General features: G+C 61.2%; 17 protein-coding genes. 2 read left to right on the top strand and 15 right to left on the bottom strand.

The genetic code is table 11. The features are described from left to right. Nucleotides 1–274 precede the first annotated feature (274 nt). From FPT15_RS03365 to FPT15_RS03345, 5 genes are read right to left on the bottom strand one after another with little or no spacing between them, the layout of a single operon-like run. A complete protein-coding gene (locus tag FPT15_RS03365; RefSeq protein ID WP_145158510.1) occupies nucleotides 275–910 on the bottom strand; it encodes an SCO family protein in 636 nt (211 codons plus the stop codon). Further along, a complete protein-coding gene (gene cyoE / locus FPT15_RS03360) occupies nucleotides 907–1,806 on the bottom strand; it encodes a heme o synthase (protein ID WP_106576024.1) in 900 nt (299 codons plus the stop codon). Before cyoE ends, FPT15_RS03365 begins: the two co-directional genes overlap by 4 nt. Next, nucleotides 1,794–2,873 (bottom strand): heme A synthase, encoded by a 1,080-nt coding sequence (locus tag FPT15_RS03355; protein ID WP_145158508.1) that lies wholly within the window; start codon nucleotides 2,871–2,873, stop codon nucleotides 1,794–1,796. The genes cyoE and FPT15_RS03355 overlap by 13 nt, the downstream gene beginning before the upstream one ends. A 10-nt stretch (nucleotides 2,874–2,883) precedes the next feature. Further along, nucleotides 2,884–3,468: a hypothetical protein gene (locus FPT15_RS03350; RefSeq protein WP_145158506.1), complete on the bottom strand. Its 585-nt coding sequence runs from the start codon at nucleotides 3,466–3,468 to the stop codon at nucleotides 2,884–2,886. Then, nucleotides 3,434–4,198 carry an SURF1 family protein gene (locus tag FPT15_RS03345; protein WP_145158504.1) on the bottom strand — a complete coding sequence of 255 codons (765 nt, stop codon included), beginning with the start codon at nucleotides 4,196–4,198 and terminating at the stop codon, nucleotides 3,434–3,436. The genes FPT15_RS03350 and FPT15_RS03345 overlap by 35 nt, the downstream gene beginning before the upstream one ends. Before the next feature lie 28 nt (nucleotides 4,199–4,226). Between FPT15_RS03345 and FPT15_RS03340 the strand changes: the two genes are divergently transcribed. Continuing rightward, the gene (locus FPT15_RS03340) at nucleotides 4,227–4,430 is read left to right on the top strand and encodes a twin transmembrane helix small protein (protein ID WP_016969525.1); all 204 of its coding nucleotides are present in this window, start codon (nucleotides 4,227–4,229) and stop codon (nucleotides 4,428–4,430) included. 6 nt (nucleotides 4,431–4,436) lie between these two features. Here the strand turns inward: FPT15_RS03340 and FPT15_RS03335 are convergent, their stop codons facing one another. From FPT15_RS03335 to coxB, 4 genes are all read right to left on the bottom strand, one after another. Beyond that, nucleotides 4,437–5,324: a cytochrome c oxidase subunit 3 gene (locus FPT15_RS03335; RefSeq protein ID WP_145158502.1), complete on the bottom strand. Its 888-nt coding sequence runs from the start codon at nucleotides 5,322–5,324 to the stop codon at nucleotides 4,437–4,439. A 35-nt stretch (nucleotides 5,325–5,359) separates the two neighbouring features. Then, the gene (locus FPT15_RS03330; RefSeq protein WP_145158500.1) at nucleotides 5,360–5,911 is read right to left on the bottom strand and encodes a cytochrome c oxidase assembly protein; all 552 of its coding nucleotides are present in this window, start codon (nucleotides 5,909–5,911) and stop codon (nucleotides 5,360–5,362) included. A gap of 150 nt (nucleotides 5,912–6,061) precedes the next feature. Continuing rightward, nucleotides 6,062–7,648 carry a cytochrome c oxidase subunit I gene (gene ctaD / locus FPT15_RS03325; RefSeq protein ID WP_106576019.1) on the bottom strand — a complete coding sequence of 529 codons (1,587 nt, stop codon included), beginning with the start codon at nucleotides 7,646–7,648 and terminating at the stop codon, nucleotides 6,062–6,064. A 58-nt stretch (nucleotides 7,649–7,706) separates the two neighbouring features. Beyond that, nucleotides 7,707–8,834, bottom strand: coding sequence for a cytochrome c oxidase subunit II (gene coxB, locus FPT15_RS03320; protein WP_145158498.1), 1,128 nt, complete (start codon nucleotides 8,832–8,834; stop codon nucleotides 7,707–7,709). Between the two features lie 369 nt (nucleotides 8,835–9,203). Between coxB and FPT15_RS03315 the strand changes: the two genes are divergently transcribed. Beyond that, nucleotides 9,204–9,851: a hypothetical protein gene (locus tag FPT15_RS03315; RefSeq protein ID WP_145158496.1), complete on the top strand. Its 648-nt coding sequence runs from the start codon at nucleotides 9,204–9,206 to the stop codon at nucleotides 9,849–9,851. Between the two features lie 130 nt (nucleotides 9,852–9,981). Here FPT15_RS03315 and FPT15_RS03310 read toward each other — a convergent pair whose 3' ends face one another. The 6 genes from FPT15_RS03310 to FPT15_RS03285 form a co-directional block, all read right to left on the bottom strand. Further along, nucleotides 9,982–11,529 (bottom strand): SulP family inorganic anion transporter, encoded by a 1,548-nt coding sequence (locus FPT15_RS03310; RefSeq protein WP_145158494.1) that lies wholly within the window; start codon nucleotides 11,527–11,529, stop codon nucleotides 9,982–9,984. Nucleotides 11,530–11,614: 85 nt separating this feature from the next. Further along, nucleotides 11,615–12,346: a carbonic anhydrase gene (locus FPT15_RS03305; protein WP_106576015.1), complete on the bottom strand. Its 732-nt coding sequence runs from the start codon at nucleotides 12,344–12,346 to the stop codon at nucleotides 11,615–11,617. A 228-nt stretch (nucleotides 12,347–12,574) separates the two neighbouring features. Further along, on the bottom strand, nucleotides 12,575–13,633 hold the full coding sequence (locus FPT15_RS29710) for a PA0069 family radical SAM protein (protein WP_178119645.1): 1,059 nt from the start codon (nucleotides 13,631–13,633) through the stop codon (nucleotides 12,575–12,577). 70 nt (nucleotides 13,634–13,703) lie between these two features. Then, nucleotides 13,704–15,002 carry a cytochrome c gene (locus FPT15_RS03295; RefSeq protein WP_145158490.1) on the bottom strand — a complete coding sequence of 433 codons (1,299 nt, stop codon included), beginning with the start codon at nucleotides 15,000–15,002 and terminating at the stop codon, nucleotides 13,704–13,706. 12 nt (nucleotides 15,003–15,014) lie between these two features. Then, the gene (locus tag FPT15_RS03290) at nucleotides 15,015–16,799 is read right to left on the bottom strand and encodes a GMC family oxidoreductase (protein WP_145158488.1); all 1,785 of its coding nucleotides are present in this window, start codon (nucleotides 16,797–16,799) and stop codon (nucleotides 15,015–15,017) included. A 2-nt stretch (nucleotides 16,800–16,801) separates the two neighbouring features. After that, nucleotides 16,802–17,554, bottom strand: a complete 753-nt coding sequence (locus tag FPT15_RS03285; protein WP_145158486.1) for a gluconate 2-dehydrogenase subunit 3 family protein — start codon at nucleotides 17,552–17,554, stop codon at nucleotides 16,802–16,804. Nucleotides 17,555–17,634 lie beyond the last annotated feature (80 nt).

The following is a 17,634-nucleotide window of genomic DNA, read 5'->3' as shown; positions in this document are numbered from 1 at the left end:
CCTGTGGGGGCGGGCTTGCTCGCGAAGGCGCTGTGTCAGTCACCGAATTTGTCGACTGAACCACCGCCTTCGGGGGCAAGCCCCCTCCCACATTTGTTTTTGTGTTGTTTGGAAGATCAGGCCGGCGCACTTACCCGCTACGCGTTGTTCAAACCTTGCACCATACATGTGGGAGCTGGCTTGCCTGCGATGGCGGTGGGTCAGTCAGCCTATCAGCCTCTGATCCACCGCCCACGCAGGCACGCCAGCTCCCACATGTATGGTGCGGTGCCTGCTATTTACGCTGCAGCAACCCCGGTAACTGCGCTACCAGCTTTTGATTGTTCAGCGGCGCACGAATAAACCCGCGCTGCGTGCCGTCCGGCCCGATCAGCGCCAGGTTGCCGCTGTGGTCGACGGTGTAGTTGGGCTTGCTGGTATCCGCTGGAATAAACGGGATGCTCACCGCATTCGAGACCTTCTGCACATCGTCCACATTCGCGCCGGTCAGGCCTTCGAATTGCGGGTCGAAGTAGCCCAGGTATTGCTTGAGCTGAGCCGGTGTGTCGCGGTTCGGGTCAACGCTGACCAGAATCACCTGCAACTTATCCACCGCCTCTTTGGGCAGCTCGCTCTTGATCTGGCGCAGTTGGGCGAGGGTGGTGGGGCAGATGTCGGGGCAGAAGGTGTAGCCGAAAAACAGCAGGCTCCATTTGCCTTTCAACTCGTTGACCACCACCGGCTGGCCGTTCTGGTCTGTCATGGTCACCGGCGGCAGCTGGCGGCTTTGCGGCAGCAGGATGATACCCGCGTCGATCAGCGCAGTAGGGTCGCCCTGGCCTTTGCCGCTGAGCACTTTGTTGACGGTCAGGCCCATGATCAACGCGACGATGGCCACCAGGATAAAGACGGTTTTTTGAGTTCGAGTCATAGGTTCAACAGTAAGTAGTGGTCTACGAGCAGGGCGATAAACAGCACAAACAGGTACCAGATAGAGTACTTGAAGGTGTTGATCGCCGCGTGCGGCTGGCTGCCACGGTACAGCACCCAGGCCCATTGCAGAAAGCGTGCGCCCAACACCAGCGCGCACGCCAGGTACAGCAGGCCACTCATGTGAATCACATACGGCATCAGGCTCACCGCCAGCAGGGCGAAGGTGTAGAGCAGGATGTGCACCTTCGTGTAGTGCTCGCCGTGGGTGACCGGCAGCATCGGGATGTCGGCCTTGGCGTATTCCTCCTTGCGGTGAATGGCCAGGGCCCAGAAGTGCGGCGGGGTCCAGGCGAAGATGATCAACACCAGCAGCAGCGGCTCGGCGCTGACATGCCCGGTCACGGCAACCCAGCCCAACAGCGGCGGCGCCGCGCCGGCGAGGCCGCCGATGACGATGTTTTGTGGCGTTGCGCGCTTGAGGAAGCCGGTGTAGATCACCGCGTAGCCGAGCAACGAAGCCAGCGTCAACCAGGCCGCCAGTGGATTGGTGAACGCCAGCAGCAAGGCCAAGCCTGCAACAGCCAGAAACAAAGCAAAGGCCAATGCCGCCACCGGCGACACCCGCCCTTCGGCCATCGGCCGCTTATGCGTGCGCGCCATCACCGCATCGATGCGCCGATCCACCACATGGTTGACCGCCGCCGCACCGCCGGCACACAGCGCAATGCCCAGGTTGCCAAAAATCAGCACCGCCCATGGCACCCCGGCGCGGGTGGCGAGGAACATGCCCACCAAGGAGGTGATGAGCATCAGCACCACCACCTTTGGCTTGGTCAGCTCCAGGTAATCTCGCCAGATCGCCTGATCGCGGCGCGCGTCGATCAAGGTCGCCATGGCGTCTCTCCTTTAAGGGTGATGAGGCCCGAAACGTGTTTGCGCGGAATGAAGCGCCAGCCGAACGGCAACTGATGGCGCACCCGGACCAGGCTGGTGCGCGCGTGGTAATTGACCAGCACCAATGTCAGCAGCAACGCTGCGCCGCCTGCGTTATGGCCGACCGCCACCGGCAGCGGCAGGCCGAACGCCACATTGCTCACGCCCAGGCTGATTTGCACCGCCAGGGCGATCAGCAACAAGCCCGCCAGTCGCGTCATGCCCACTGCGCGCAATTGCCAGGCCAGCCCCAACAGCACCAGTGTCACCAGCATCGCGCCAAGGCGATGGGTCAGGTGGATAGCGGTACGCGCTTCGCTGTCGAGCTGGCCACCGAGATAGTTGGGCCCGATGTGCTGAGTGAGATGAAAGCCGTTGGCAAAGTCCGCCGCCGGCCACCACTGGCCATGACACGTGGGCAGGTCGATACAGGCCACCGCCGCATAGTTGGAACTGACCCAGCCACCCAGCGCAATTTGCCCGATTACCAGCACCAACCCGGCGGTCGCCCAATATTGCAGGCGCCTGGGCACGATCAACGCGGGCAGCACGCCGGACAGTCGCAGGGTCAGCAGAAACAATAAGCTCAAGGTGGCAAAACCGCCGAGCAGATGGCCGGTGACAACTTGCGGCCACAGCTTCAATGTCACCGTCCACATGCCAAACGCGGCCTGGGCGAACACCACCGCCAACACAAACAGCGGCAGTTTCACCGGCTGGCCCGGATCACGCCGATGGCTCCACGAACGCGCCGCCAACAGCACGATGAGTAACCCCAAAGTGCCGGCAAAGTAGCGATGGGTCATCTCGGCCCAGCCCTTGTCGGCCTGCACCGGCGTATCAGGGAAGTGCAGCTCGGCGTGCGCCAGTTGGGCTTCGCTCTGCGGCACGCTGATAAAACCGTAACAGCCGGGCCAGTCCGGGCAACCGAGGCCGGCATGGGTCAGGCGCGTATAGGCGCCGAGCAGCACGACGATCAGCGCGAGCAAGGTGGCAAACAACGCGAGGCGAAATCCAGGTTTGGCCATGACGATGCCCTTATCCGATGTTCGACAGTTTCAGCAGCAAGCGCAGGTCGTTGAGCAGGTCCTTGCCCTTGACCTTGGCGTCGTAGCGCAGCACCAAGTTGCCGTGCGGGTCGACGATCCACAGTTGCGCATCGCCGGGTGCGGCGGCGTCCTTGGTGAAGGTCGACAGGTCCAGCGGGTAGCGGTGCAGTTGCGGGTATTCGGCTTTGAGCTTGGCCGCGTAGGCGCTGCTCACTGGCTGCGCACTGGCCAAGGCATGGCTGGCGCGCGAGGCATCACGGCCCAGGCTGATTTGCAGTTGGCGCGCCAGGTATACCAACTGCTGGCACTCAGCGGCGCAGGCGGTGGGCGCGGTGACCAGCAGTTGCCAGCGATCTTCATCGGCCTGCACGCCAATGTCGGCGCGGGTCTGGCCGTTGCCGATCAGTTCGCCGTGGTAGCTGCGGCTGTCCGGCACCCAGAATTGCAACTTGTACATGAAAGTGGCCAGCGCCATCGGGCCTATCACCATCATCAGGATCAAAATCAGCTGCCAGCGGCCTTTGCGCCGGTCGGGCGCCTCAGACATGCTGGGTGGATTCATGGCCGCTCCCATGGGACTTCTCCTTTTTGTTGTGCCATCCGAGGTAGAGGTACAGCGCCAGCAGCGCCAAGGCCATGGCGAACCACTGCACGGCGTACCCCAAATGTTTTTCCGGGCCCATGGCGACTACCGGCCACGTGGTGTCATACGTGCCCGGGCCGGGTTCGGCGCGCAGTTCGTAGGCAAAACCGCCACGGCCCAACTCACTCCACAGGGCGGCGGGGTGCAGCGCTGTGAGCAAGCGCGGCCATTGCGTGGTGGCTGGGTCGGCGTGCAGTTGGAAGGTTTCGCCGGGGGCGACGTATACCCAGGCGTCGAGATTCAACGGTTGATCGGGTGTGGTGAAGACCGGTGGCGTGCGCCGGTCCGGCCACGGCAGCCAGCCGCGATTGAGCAACAGCCACTGGCCGCTGGCCTGATCATGAAAGGGTTGCAGCAACTCGACGCCGGCCTTGCCGTCGCGCATGCGGTTGTCGAGCAACACGCTGTGATCGGCGTCGAACTGGCCGCGCAGGCGCACGCGGCGAAAGGCGGGGTCGGGCATCTCATTGAGCTGAACACTGCTGATGGGATCGGCCACGCGCCGCTCGGCGTAACTGTCCACCAGCAACTGTTTTTCATGGCCGCGCGCCAGTTGCCAGAACCCCAGGCCCACCATCAACGGCAGCAGCACCAGCACCACCAGCGTGGGTGCGAGCCCTGGGCGAAAGTCTTTTATGGCGCTGGCTATACTTGTTTTCATTGCCCGCCCATCCGAAGGGAACCTGACCATGCTCAAAGCAGCCATTGCCCTGATGCTGATCGCAACTGTCGTGAGCCTGTTCAGTGGTTTGTTCTTTCTGGTCAAGGACGAGGGCAACTCCAACCGCCTCGTCACTGCCTTGACCGTGCGTGTCGTACTGGCCGCGATCACCGTGGGCTTGATCGCCTGGGGCTTTTTCAGCGGCCAGCTGGTGTCTCATGCGCCGTGGTAAGGCGCCTCACAGCACATACACGAAGAAGAACAGGCCGATCCACACCACATCCACAAAGTGCCAATACCAGCTGGCTGCCTCGAAACCAAACTGGTGCTCGGCATTGAAATGCCCGCGCAGGATGCGCATCAGCATCACGAACAGAATGATGGTGCCGATGGTTACGTGAGCGCCGTGAAAGCCCGTGAGCATGAAGAAGGTCGCGCCGTACACGCCCGAGCCGAGGGTCAGGCCCAGTTCTTTGTAGGCGTGCATGTACTCCTCGGCCTGGAAGGCCAGGAACGCCCAGCCCAGCAGCACGGTCAGCGCCAGCCAGATTTTCAGTGCGCCGCGGTGGCCCTTGCGCAAGGCATGGTGGGCGAGGGTGATGGTCACGCTGGAGCTGACCAGCAAGATCGTATTGATCAGCGGCAAGCCCCAGGGGCTGATGGTGCCCTCCGGTGGCGGGTACATTTTTGGGTCAGGGTTGTTGAGCAGCGGCCAGGTGAACTGAAAATTCGGCCACAGCATGTGCGCGATGCCCTTGTGCCCTTCACCGCCCAGCCATGGGCCCGACATGTGCCGCACATAAAACAGGGCGCCAAAGAACGCGACGAAGAACATCACCTCGGAAAAGATGAACCAGGTCATGCCCCAGCGAAACGAGCGGTCCATCTGCGGGCTGTACAAACCGGCGCGGCTTTCCTTGATCACCGCGCCAAACCAGCCGAACAGCATATAGGCCAGCAACAGCCCACCGACGAAAAAGATCCACGGCCCGTGGGATTCCGGGCGCGCCGCCTTCAGATCGTTAAACCACACAGCCAAACCGTACACGGTGGTGAGCATGCCCAGGGTGGCAATTATTGGCCATTTGCTTTGCGCTGGTACGTAGTACGTATCATGAGACGACATGTATTCGCTCTCCTGATTGAGGGGGCAAACAGTAGCTAGCCGCCGGTATGGACGGCCACCGGCGGTTGGCGCGCAGTGATGTCAAACAGCGTGTATGCCAGGGTCAAATGCTTCACATCCTTGGGCATGTCGCGGTCGACGATAAAACGCACCGGCATTTCAATGCGCTGACCGGGCTGCAGCACTTGCTGGGTGAAGCAAAAGCACTCGGTCTTGTGGAAGTACATCGCCGCTTCGGCCGGGGAAATGCTCGGCACTGCCTGGGCTTTCATGACCTTGTCGGTGGGGTTGTAGGCGACGAACAGCATCTCGGTGACCGCACCGGGGTTGACCACCACTTCGTCAGCCTTGGAGTGAAACTCCCAGACCATGTCGATGGCATTGGTCGACAGGAACTGCACTCGCACCTGGCGCGTGGGGTCGACGACTTGCTCACCTTCGTACTGCCCGGCGGTCTTGCCGTTGATGCCGAACGCCTTGCACATCACGTCGTAAATCGGCACCAGGGCAAAGCCGAAGGCGAACATCGCCACCACCAGAATCAGCAGGCGGGTGACCAGGCGCTTGATGGGGATGGACTCAAGCATGGCGATCACCTGAACCGAACACGGTCAATGTGGGAGCGGGCTTGCTCGCGAATGCGGTAAGCCAGGCACTATTTGCGGCGACTGAAACACCGCTTTCGCGAGCAAGCCCGCTCCCACAGGGGATTTGTATAGGCATGGCGAACCGGGTATTCACTTGACCTCCGGCGGCGTGGTGAACGTGTGATACGGCGCGGGCGAGGGGATGCTCCACTCCAAGCCTTCGGCGCCATCCCACGGCTTGGCCGGCGCCGGCGGGCCGCCGCGGATGCACTTGATGACAATGAACAGAAAGAAGATCTGCGTGGCGCCAAACATGAAGGCGCCAATCGAGGAGACCATGTTGAAGTCGGCGAACTGCAGGTTGTAGTCCGGCACCCGGCGCGGCATGCCGGCCAGTCCCACGAAGTGCATCGGGAAAAACGCCATGTTCATGCCGATGAAGGACAGCCAGAAGTGCAGCTTGCCCAGGGTTTCGTCGTACATGTGCCCAGTCCATTTGGGCAGCCAGTAGTAGGCCGAGGCGAAGATGCCGAAGATCGCGCCAGGCACCAGTACGTAATGGAAATGCGCCACCACAAAGTAGGTGTCGTGGTACTGGAAGTCCGCCGGGGCAATCGCGAGCATCAGGCCGGAGAAGCCGCCAATGGTGAACAGGATCACGAAGGCCACGGCAAACAGCATCGGCGTCTCGAAGGTCAGCGAGCCTTGCCACATGGTGCTGACCCAGTTGAACACCTTCACGCCCGTCGGCACGGCGATCAGCAGCGTGGCGTACATGAAGAACAGCTCGCCCACCAGCGGTATGCCCACCACGAACATGTGGTGCGCCCACACAATGAACGACAGGAACGCGATGCTCGCCGTGGCGTAGACCATCGAGGTGTAGCCGAACAGCGGCTTGCGCGAGAAGGTCGGGATGATCGAGCTGACGGCGCCGAAAGCCGGCAGGATCATGATGTACACCTCGGGGTGACCGAAGAACCAGAACACGTGCTGGAACAGCACCGGGTCACCGCCACCGGCGGCACTGAAGAAGCTGGTGCCGAAGTGGATGTCCATCAGCATCATGGTCACGCAGCCGGCCAGCACCGGCATCACCGCGATCAACAGGAACGCGGTGATCAGCCAGGTCCAGACAAACAGCGGCATCTTCATCAGGGTCATGCCAGGGGCGCGCAGGTTGAGAATGGTCGCGACCACGTTGATCGCGCCCATGATCGAACTGATGCCCATCAGGTGGATGGCAAAAATAAAGAACGTCACACTTTCCGGCGCGTAGGTGGTGGACAGCGGGGCGTAGAAGGTCCAGCCGAAATTCGGCCCGCCGCCGGGTGTGAACAACGTGGAAACCAGCAACAGGAACGCCGCTGGCAGCAGCCAGAAACTGAAGTTGTTCATGCGCGGCAGGGCCATGTCCGGCGCGCCGATCATCAGCGGGATCATCCAGTTGGCCAGGCCGACAAAGGCCGGCATCACCGCGCCGAACACCATGATCAGGCCGTGCATGGTGGTCATCTGGTTGAAGAACGCCGGCTGCACGATCTGCAGGCCGGGCTGGAACAGCTCGGCGCGGATCACCATGGCGAACGAGCCGCCGAGCAGGAACATGGTGAAGGCGAACCACAGGTACATCGTGCCGATGTCTTTGTGGTTGGTGGTCAGCACCCAGCGCATCAGGCCTTTGGCGGGGCCATGGGCATGGTCGGCGTGACCATGGTCATCGATCACAGTGCTCATGGCCGTTCTCCTGCAAAGGAATGGGCTGTGCGGTTCAGGGCATACGCAGTTGAGGCCGTCATTTGCTTTCCGCCTGTTTCAAAGCCAGCACGTCTTTGGGCGTGACCATGTCGCCTTTGTTGTTGCCCCAGGCGTTGCGTTCGTAGGTCACCACGGCGGCGATGTCCACCTCCGACAGCTGTTTGCCGAAGGCGGCCATGGCGGTGCCAGGCTTGCCGAAATACACGCGGTGCAGGTGATCTTCCTTAGGCCCGGTGGCGATCGGCGAGCCTTTGAGCGCCGGGAACATCGGCGGCAGGCCTTGGCCCTCAGCCTGGTGACAGGCCACGCAGGTGGTGTGGTAAACCTTGTCGCCACGCGCCACCAGCTCTTCAAGCGTCCACTCTTTGGAGGTCAGCTCCTTGAGCCTGGCCGCTTCTGCCTTGCGCTCGCCGAGCCAAGTGTCGTAGTCGGCCTGGGATTTGACCTCGACCACAATCGGCATGAAGCCGTGGTCCTTGCCGCACAATTCAGCGCACTGGCCACGGTAGATGCCGGGCTTCTCGATGCGCGTCCAGGCCTCGTTGACGAAGCCGGGAATAGCGTCGCGCTTGACCGCAAAGGCCGGCACCCACCACGAATGGATCACGTCGGCGGCAGTCACCAGAAAGCGCACTTTGGCGCCTACCGGCAGCACCAGGGGCTGGTCGACTTCGAGCAGATAGTGCTCGCCCTTGGTGGCCTGGTTATGGATCTGCTCGGCAGGGGTGGCCAGGTTGCTGAAGAATTCCACGTCCTGGCCCAGGTATTTGTAATGCCACTTCCACTGATAACCGGTGACCTGGATATCGATATCCGACTCGGTGCTGTCGTAGATGTTGATCAGGGTCTTGGTCGCCGGAATGGCCATCGCTACCAGGATAAGCAAGGGCACTACGGTCCAGAGGATTTCCACGGTCGTGCTCTCGTGAAATTTGGCAGCCACCTGGCCCGTGGACCGGCGGTGCAGGATCATCGACCAGAACATCGCGCCAAACACGACAATGCCGATCACCACACAAATCCAGAAGATGGTCATGTGCAGGTCAAACACGGCGTGACTGACTTCAGTAGCCCCTGGCGCCATATTCGTTGTCCAGGCGGCGTGCGCCTGGCCGAATACCGACCACAACAGTAGGCCCATCCAAACGTGTGGATGTCGCGTCATTGCGGGTTCCCCTTTATGTTTCTTGTTATCCCGCCGGTTTGCACCTGCGGCGAAGGGAGCGGCTTCCATACTGCTTACAACCGCCAAGCCTTGCCTGCTTCATGCAGTTGGGCGTCATCAGCTAATTGCGTACAAAATCGAGTATAGACAGCCGGGGCAACCCCGCAATGTGTAGGGGCAAATGAGCACAAACAGACGGGCGGGCCCAATAAATACGGGGGCGCAAACGTTTATCCGACGAACGATGGCGATTCGATATAACGCATGCGCATAACCATGAAATAATTATGACAAACGCGTCTTAGGCCCTCGTATAAACGAGCTACCTTGTTCTTTCCCTTTTCCTACGCCTGTTTCAATGGAGCTTTCATGAACACCGCCGCATTGCGCGAGCAGATTTCCCGTGCCCATCAACACGAAGCCAGCACTGGCCAGCTTGCCCAGCAACTGGAAAAACAATTGCCGCACCTGCATTCGGCCATTTCCCTGGCTGACGGTGATCGCAACATTGTCATGACCCGTTTTGTTACTGCCTACATCGAGCTTGTCCCTGACTTGCTGGAAGCCGCCAATGACGTGGCGCGCGAAGCTGGCATCGAAAGCCAGATCAAGCCGGTACTGAAAATCGCCGAGCATTTCTTCCTGCAACCGCCCGCGATTCTTGCCGGCCACGAAGGCCTCGACGGCCTGCTGGACGAGGCCTACCTGGCCCATCGCCTGGTAGAAGAAGTCAACGATCTGTACATCACGCACTTCGGTCAGCCGTTGATTCCAGCGGACACCACCGTGGCCAACTTGATCGCTCATCAGCTGATCGGCGAAGCATTTGCCAACCAGTTGGACGAAGCCGTGCATTTGGCGGTGGATGAAATGCTCAACGAAGACAGCTTTGCGCTGGAGTCGGTCGAGGCTTACCGCGAGACGCTCAAGAGCCCGAACACGGAAGCGGCGTGGAAGCGCTGGCCGTGCCTGTCGCGGCAGCTGGGGGTTGAGTTGGCGCTGGATCAGCCTGCTTAACTCTTCAATATGATGCAAAACCCATGTGGGAGCGGGCTTGCTCGCGAATGCGGTAGATCAGTCGACATTGCTTTGACTGATACACCGCTTTCGCGAGCAAGCCCGCTCCCACATTTTTGATTGGGTTCCGTCAGCTAGTGGACGGTGCCGAACCTATCCCCACCGTCGTGCGCACCCGGCCTTCCAGCCGGCGCTTCAAGCCGCGCGCCTCGATCACAAGCGTAGAGCCTTTGGCCGCATTGGCCCGGCCCCATTCCTCCAGCAACTCCAGGCAGGAATGGTCGATGTAACTCAAGTTGCTCAGCGGCACATGCAACGTGGTCCCTGCGGGCACCGTCGACATCACTTGGGTCAGTGCCGGCACTTTCAGGAAGGTCGCCGCACCGGTCAGGCGCAACTCCATCTCACCGTCCTGGGGCAGGTCGATCAGGCTGATTTTCAGTCGCGACGCCTTGAAGGCCAACTTGACCAACGTCAGCCCGAAGCCCACCAGTACACCGGTCAGCAAGTCGGTAAAGATGATCGCCAGCGCCGTCGCGGCATAGGTGAACATCGGCATCCGCCCGTATCGGCCCAATGCGCGAAATGCTTTCACGTCCACCAGCTTGATCCCGGTGTACACCAGCACGCCCGCCAGGCTCGCCACCGGGATGCTTTGCAGCACGCTCGACAGCAACAGCACGAACCCCAGCAGCCATACACCGTGGAACATCGCCGACAAGCGCGTGGTCGCACCGGCCTGCACGTTGGCCGAGCTGCGCACAATCACGCCGGTCATCGGCAGCGCGCCGACCAGGCCACAAAGCATGTTGCCTACACCTTGAGCGGACAATTCCTTGTCGAAATCCGAGCGCTGGCCGCTGTGCATGCGGTCAACCGCAGCAGCCGACAGCAGGGTTTCGGCGCTGGCGATAAAGGCCACGGCGAACGCGGCGATCAACAGTTGCGGATCGGCCAGGTTCAGCAAATCGCTGGGGCGTAGCCAGTCAATGGCATCGGCAAGGTTTTCCGGGACTTCCACACGCTTGACCTGCAACGCCAGCACCAGGCTGGTGACCGTCGCCAAGCCCACGCCCAACAAGGCGCCTGGCACAAACCGCAGTTTTTGCGGGCGCAATTTATCCCACAGGTACATCACCAGCATCGTCGACAGCCCCAGCAAACCCGCTTGCCAGCCAAGGCCTGCGCCCAGGGTTGGTATCGCCTCAACCACCGCGGCCGGGAAGCCCGCCAGGTTATCCAGCCCGGAAGGCTTGGGCGCGCCGTCGAGCATCACATGGACCTGCGAGAGCACAATCAGCACGCCGATCCCCGCCAGCATGCCGTACACCACCGCCGGCGCCGTGACGCGAAACCAGCAGCCCAGACGCAATCGCCCGGCCACCAATTGCAGGAACCCCGCCAGCAACAGGATGGGGCCGAGCATCATCATGCCGTGCTGGCGCACCAGTTCGAACACCAACACTGCCAAACCGGCGGCGGGCCCGCTGACCTGCAGCGGCGATCCAGCCAGCCAACCCACCACCAGGCCACCGATGATCCCGGTGATCAGCCCTTTGGCCGGCGGCATGCCAGACGCAATCGCGATGCCCATGCACAAGGGCAGGGCGACCAGAAACACAACCACGGACGCGAGCAGCTCCCGAGGCAATACAGCTTTCAATTGAGCAGCACGCATATTGACTCTCCCAAGGCATTCGCCGGGCGCGGCAATGCCTGGCTGCATCCATGGCAGCCACCGCATTACCCGGCAGGGAAGTGTTTTAGAAGCGCGCTTTAGGCGTCGCGCAAGGGATTGGTCCGTCGCCACTCAGCGGTCGAAATGCCGCCTGATCTGCATCGTAGGCTCGGATTTCGCTGGTCTCGATGTTGTAGATCCAGCCATGGATAAACAAATGACCATTGGCCATGCGTGAGGCCACGGAAGGGTGGGTGCGCAAATGCTGCAACTGGGCGATGACGTTTTCTTCGGTCAGCACCTTCATGCTTTCGCCTTCATTGGCGCAGTCGCAGTTGTCCTCAACCATGGACTTGGCGACCTCGGCATGACGCAGCCAAGCCCGGACTGTCGGCATTTTTTCCAGGCTCTGGGGGTTGAGTACCGCGCGCATGGCGCCGCAGTCGGAATGCCCGCACACGATAATGTGCTGCACGCCCAGGGCGAGAACCGCGTACTCGATGGCCGTGGAAACGCCGCCGTTCATCTGTCCGTAAGGTGGCACCACGTTGCCGACGTTACGCGTGACGAACAGGTCGCCAGGGGAGCTTTGGGTGATCAGCTCGGGCACGATCCGCGAATCGGCACAGGTGATAAACATCGCCCGTGGGCTCTGGGCCGTGGCGAGTTTTTTGAAGAGTTCTTCCTGCTGGGGGAAGACGTCGTGATGGAAATGCAAAAAGCCGTCAACGATGTGCTTTAGCGCTGCATCGGCGGACTCGGCCACCTGAGGGGCTGAAGCCGACGCAGCCAACGGCTGTTTATCCTTGTCACTCATGATTCATCCTCTTGATTAATGCAGGGAGAGTGTTCAGGTCATTTCGACGCTGGGCCAGTGGATTAGTTGTAAAACGCTGAAGACCACGGTTCCGACCCACCAGTCACTCGCTGAACAAGGTAACCGCCGAAACTTAACTCAAACTGAATGAACCGCTCTAGATCGAGGGTTTCAGTGATGTCAAAACGCGACTATTCCTACAGGCATGTCGCGCTCTTCTTGGTCAGTTTACAACAATGCCATCTGCCTGCCCGGTGGGCAGAACGCCGTGCAATCCAGATTAAACCCTTCCCGACGATTAAGCCCCAGGCGCTTGATCGCCTTGCTGAAGCGCTGCGCCAGCAGATCGGCGAACGGCCCCTCGCCCCGCATGCGCACACCGAAGCGGCTGTCGTACACCTCACCACCGCGCACCTGGCGCACCAGGCTCATCACATGGGCCGCGCGCTGCGGGTAATGCGCCGCCAGCCACTCCTCGAACAACGGCGCCACCTCCAGTGGCAAACGCAGCATCATGTAGGCCGCACTTTGGGCACCCGCCGCGTGGGCTTCGGTCAGCAGGCTTTCGAGCTCGCTGTCGTTGATCATCGGAATCATCGGTGAACACAACACGCCCACCGGAATGCCGGCCTCGCGCATCACCCGAATCGCCCGCAACCGCGCCTTGGGCGCCGCCGTGCGCGGTTCCAGAATGCGCTTGAGCTCATCGTCCAGGCTCGTGAGGCTGATCATCACCGCCACCAGCCGCTGCCGGGCCAGCTCGGTCAGCAGGTCGAGGTCACGCAAAATCAGCGAGCCCTTGGTGATGATGGTCACCGGGTGGCGGTAGCGCAGCAGCACTTCGAGGGTCTGCCGGGTGATCCTGTACTCGCGCTCGATGGGCTGGTAGGGGTCGGTATTGGAGCCCAGATTGATCGGCGCACACACATAACCCGGCTTCGACAGCTGTTGCTCCAGCACCTGGGCGGCATTGGTCTTGGCGATCAGCTTGGTTTCGAAATCCAGCCCCGGCGACATGTCCCAGTAGGCGTGACTGGGCCGCGCGTAGCAGTAGATGCAACCGTGCTCGCAGCCGCGATAGGGGTTGATCGAGCGATCAAACGGCAGGTCCGGCGAGTTATTGCGGGTGATGATGCTTTTGGCCGTTTCGATACGCACTTCGGTGCCCTGGGTCGGCGGCACCTCCTGAAACCAGCCGTCGTCCTCGGCCACACTGACCGTAGGCGCAAAGCGATTGTGCAGGTTGGTGGCCGTGCCCCGGCCACGGGGCGGTAAAGGTGTAGACATGAAAACGCCCCAATACTGTTTTTATATACAGTACTGGGGCGTGATGGTTATGACCAGTGCCGTCTGGCGGTCAGTGCTTTTGCGTCACTTGCCCCAAGTCATCGCCCGAGGTGGTGCGCATATCGCTCTTGCGCAGATCCGCCACGTCGCTGGCTTTTACCGGCGCGCCTTTGTTGCCCCAGCTGCCGCGGACGAAACTGACCACATCCGCCACTTCCTGGTCCGACAACCGCCAGGCAAACGCCGGCATGGTGAACGTCGACGGTGCCGTGTGCGTAGCCGGCAAGGTGCCGCCATTCAACACAATGTTGATCAGCGACGTGGCATCTGCCGTCTGCAACACCGGGTTACCCGCCAGCGCCGGGAACACCCGCGTATAGCCATGGCCGTCGGTACGGTGGCACGCCGCGCAGTTGTCGATGTACACCGACGCGCCCGGCTTGCTGTCGTCACCTTTCCACAACGCCTCGGCCACCTGTTTGTCGTACTGATGCGGCTGATCCTTGGGATCCACCGCCGGCAGGCTCTTGAGGTAGCGGGCGATAGCGGTCAGGTCATCCTGCGACATGTACTGCATGCTGTGCACCACCACATCGCTCATGCCGCCAAACACGGCGCTGCGATCACTGCGGCCGGTCTTGAGAAATTGCACCAGTTCGTCCTCGCTCCAGCTGCCGAGGCCGTCCTTGTGATCGCCACGCAGGCTTTTCGCGATCCAGCCTTCCAACGGCGCGCTGCCGGACAGGAAGGCGTTGCCGTCAGTGGCGCTGAGGGCTTTTTCCTGCATGGTCAGGGCGCGCGGCGTGTGGCAGGCGCCGCAATGTCCCAAGCCTTCAACCAGGTACGCGCCACGGCTGACCACCGGGTCGGCGGCCGGTTGTGCCGGATGCTCCTCAACGGCCGGCGCAAACATCCAGCGCCAGGCCGCCAACGGCCAGCGCATGCTCAAGGGCCAAGGAATATCGCTGTCTTTGTTCTCTTGGGCGACCGGCTCTACACCCTTCATGAAGTAGGCATACAACGCCTGCATGTCGCTGTCGCTGACACGCGCGTAAGACGGGTAGGGCATCGCCGGGTAAAGCGTACTACCGTTCTTGGCGACGCCATGGCGCACGGCCTTGTCGAAATCTTCGAAGCTGTAGTCGCCCAGGCCGGTCTTGTCCGGGGTGATGTTGGTGGAGTAGATCACGCCGATCGGGGTTTCCATCGGCAGCCCGCCGGCAAAGGGTTTGCCACCCTTGGCGGTGTGGCAGGCTACGCAATCACCGGCGCGGGCCAGGTATTCGCCCTGCTTGACCAGGTCGGTTTCAGCGGCGCTTACCGAACAGCTGCTCAAGAGTGCCAGGGAGGCGATAACAAGTGCTTTCATGGTCATCGCTCCTTATGCCTGAACCAGTGGGCCGGGGTTTTTCAGGTACTGCTCGCGGATCGCTCGCGCCGACCAATAGGTCAGTGCCGCCACCAGGCCAGTAGGGTTATAGCCCAAGCCCTGTGGGAAAGCTGACGCGCCTGGGACAAACACGTTGTGTACGTCCCAGCTCTGCAGGTAGCGGTTCAACGCACTGGTTTTCGGGTCGGTGCCCATGATCGCGCCGCCGTTGAGGTGGGTGGTCTGGTAGGCCGCAGTGTTGAAGTGCTCACCGACCTTTTTGCCGAGCACAGCAATGGCCTTGGGGTTCATCGCTTCGGCGACCTTGCCCATTTTCTCCATCATGAAGCGGTTCATCTTGATGTCGTTTTCCTGCCAGTCGAATGTCATCCGCAGCAGTGGCAGGCCGTAGGCATCGCGGTACACCGGGTCCAGATCCAGGTAGTTGCCCCGGTAGGATTGATGCGCACCGTGGGCGTCCATCGACACCTGGTGGGTGTAGTAATCGGCGGTCGCGCGCTTCCAGGCACTGCCCCACGCTGGCGTGCCTGGCGGGTTGGACGTACCGGCAATCGGCCGGCTGCCGGCCTGGTTGACCCACATCGGCGAACCGCCGACAAAGCCGTGCGGCCCATGGTCGAAGTTATCCGCGTTGAAATCATCAATGGCCACGCCATTGCCGCCCGCACCGATGAAGTTATTGGTGTGGGTGTCCTTGTCGAAGAAGGCTTTGATGGTGCCCATGTTCTGGTAGGCGAAGTTGCGGCCCACCACGCCCTCATTGGTAATCGGGTCGTAGGGTTTGCCAATACCCGAGAGCAACATGAGGCGCACATTGTTGAACTGGAAAGAGCCGATGATCACCAGGTCAGCCGGCTGCTCGCATTCGCGACCCTGGGCGTCGATATAGGTCACGCCGGTGGCCTTGCTCTTGGTGCTGTCCAGGTTGACCTTGAGCACGTGGGAATTGGCCCGCAGCTCAAAGTTCGGTACCTGACGCAGCGCCGGCAGGATGTTCACATTCGGCGAGGCCTTGGAGTACATGTAGCACACGTAGCCGCTGCAGAAACCGCAGAAGTTGCACGGGCCCATCTGTGCGCCGTAGGGGTTGGTGTACGGCCCCGACGTATTGGCCGACGGCAGGTTGTAGGGTTTGTAACCAACCTCGGCGGCCGCTTTCTGAAACAGCTGTGCGGAGACGGTGTTTTTCTGCGACTCCAACGGGAACGGGTTGGAACGATCCGGCGCGTACGGGTTGCCACCACGGCCTTCGCCCACCACTTGACCTTTTACGGTCCAGGCCTGGCCGGAGGTGCCGAAGACTTTTTCCGCGTAGTCGAAAAACGGTTCCAGCTCTTCGTAGCTGACGCCGAAGTCCTGGATGGTCATGTCCTTGGGAATGAAGTTTTTGCCGTAGCGCTCTTCGTAGTGGCTGCGCATGCGCAACTCGATAGGGTCGACACGAAAGTGCACGCCCGACCAGTGCAGGCCCGCGCCGCCCACGCCATTGCCCGGCAGAAACGCACCCAGCTGGCGGTTGGGCAGGGCGACGTCATTCACGCTATGGCGAATGGTCACCGTTTCTTTGGAGATGTCCTGAAAGAGTTTTTTACGCACGCTGTAGGTCAATTCGTCGATGACCTGCGGATAGTTGCCGTCCGGGTAGGTGTCCTGCATCGGGCCGCGCTCCAGCGCTACCACGTTGAGGCCAGCTTCCGTGAGTTCCTTGGCCATAATCGCGCCGGTCCAGCCGAAGCCCACGATCACCGCGTCCACTTTCTTCATAATGGTCGCCACGTTTATGCCCTCTCGCCGCGAATGGAAACAGCCGGGAAGGGGTATTGCTCGTTGCGTTCAACCCAGTCCATAAAGTCGGCGCGGGCGCCGGGGAAGCCGATCATGGTCCAGCCGACCATACCTTTGTTGCCGCCGTGGATCGGGTCGCAGAAGAATCCTTCCTTGGTGTTTTGCAGCAGCAGGTTGAAGAACATCTTTGCGGGCACCGTCTCAAAGTGCGCAGTCACTTCGCTGCCGCCGGCTTCAAGGCGGCGCAGCATATCGTCCTGGGTAGCGCTGTCTTGCGCGGCAAAGGCCTTGCCGTTAAACGCCTTCGACCACGCATCCGTCGCTGCAATGCCCAGGCGATAAATGTCCTTGGGCACCAGCTTGCTCTGCCAGCCCATCTCCGGGGCCGCATCGGCGTTGAACGGGCCCTGCATGAACCACAGCGCGCCTGCGGCGTAAGGCGTGTTCATCTGGCGGTCGATGTATTCCGGCGCACCAGCCTCCAAGGCGCCAGGGCCCTGGGCATCAGCAGGAATCAAACGCGCGACGGCGGCGTTGAGAAACGCCCACTCTTCAGCCGTGAAATAGCTCGGTTCGTAGGCTTTGTCGCTGACCGGCGGCTTAGCCTCGGCAGCCTGCACCGGTTCCTGCGTGGCCATCAGCATCGAGCCACCAAAGCCGGTGCTGGCAACCGTGACCACCGGGATCAAGGTCAAGGATTTGCGCAAAAAATCACGCCGGGGATTGTCTTGATCTTGATCAGACATAGGTGCACCTCATCATGTGGTCACGGGTTTATCAGCCGCTTCTGGGAGCAGCGTGAAGGCTTGCCAGGAAATTGGATCCA

The sequence above is a fragment of the Pseudomonas sp. RGB genome (assembly GCF_007713445.1).
In the GTDB taxonomy this organism is placed as follows: Bacteria; Pseudomonadota; Gammaproteobacteria; order Pseudomonadales; family Pseudomonadaceae; genus Aquipseudomonas.
This window is presented reverse-complemented; position numbering and strand designations above follow the sequence as displayed.

Bases quoted from the DNA above. Each gene is read 5' to 3' on its own strand.
- FPT15_RS03345 (WP_145158504.1), bottom strand. From the start codon at position 4,198: ATGAAAACAAGTATAGCCAGCGCCATAAAAGACTTTCGCCCAGGGCTC.
- coxB (WP_145158498.1), bottom strand. From the start codon at position 8,834: ATGACGCGACATCCACACGTTTGGATGGGCCTACTGTTGTGGTCGGTA.
- cyoE (WP_106576024.1), bottom strand. From the start codon at position 1,806: ATGGCGACCTTGATCGACGCGCGCCGCGATCAGGCGATCTGGCGAGAT.
- FPT15_RS03285 (WP_145158486.1), bottom strand. From the start codon at position 17,554: ATGTCTGATCAAGATCAAGACAATCCCCGGCGTGATTTTTTGCGCAAA.
- FPT15_RS03330 (WP_145158500.1), bottom strand. From the start codon at position 5,911: ATGCTTGAGTCCATCCCCATCAAGCGCCTGGTCACCCGCCTGCTGATT.
- FPT15_RS03305 (WP_106576015.1), bottom strand. From the start codon at position 12,346: ATGAGTGACAAGGATAAACAGCCGTTGGCTGCGTCGGCTTCAGCCCCT.
- FPT15_RS03355 (WP_145158508.1), bottom strand. From the start codon at position 2,873: ATGGCCAAACCTGGATTTCGCCTCGCGTTGTTTGCCACCTTGCTCGCG.
- ctaD (WP_106576019.1), bottom strand. From the start codon at position 7,648: ATGAGCACTGTGATCGATGACCATGGTCACGCCGACCATGCCCATGGC.
- FPT15_RS03365 (WP_145158510.1), bottom strand. From the start codon at position 910: ATGACTCGAACTCAAAAAACCGTCTTTATCCTGGTGGCCATCGTCGCG.
- FPT15_RS03350 (WP_145158506.1), bottom strand. From the start codon at position 3,468: ATGGGAGCGGCCATGAATCCACCCAGCATGTCTGAGGCGCCCGACCGG.
- FPT15_RS03315 (WP_145158496.1), top strand. From the start codon at position 9,204: ATGAACACCGCCGCATTGCGCGAGCAGATTTCCCGTGCCCATCAACAC.
- FPT15_RS03335 (WP_145158502.1), bottom strand. From the start codon at position 5,324: ATGTCGTCTCATGATACGTACTACGTACCAGCGCAAAGCAAATGGCCA.
- FPT15_RS03310 (WP_145158494.1), bottom strand. From the start codon at position 11,529: ATGCGTGCTGCTCAATTGAAAGCTGTATTGCCTCGGGAGCTGCTCGCG.
- FPT15_RS03295 (WP_145158490.1), bottom strand. From the start codon at position 15,002: ATGAAAGCACTTGTTATCGCCTCCCTGGCACTCTTGAGCAGCTGTTCG.
- FPT15_RS03340 (WP_016969525.1), top strand. From the start codon at position 4,227: ATGCTCAAAGCAGCCATTGCCCTGATGCTGATCGCAACTGTCGTGAGC.
- FPT15_RS29710 (WP_178119645.1), bottom strand. From the start codon at position 13,633: ATGTCTACACCTTTACCGCCCCGTGGCCGGGGCACGGCCACCAACCTG.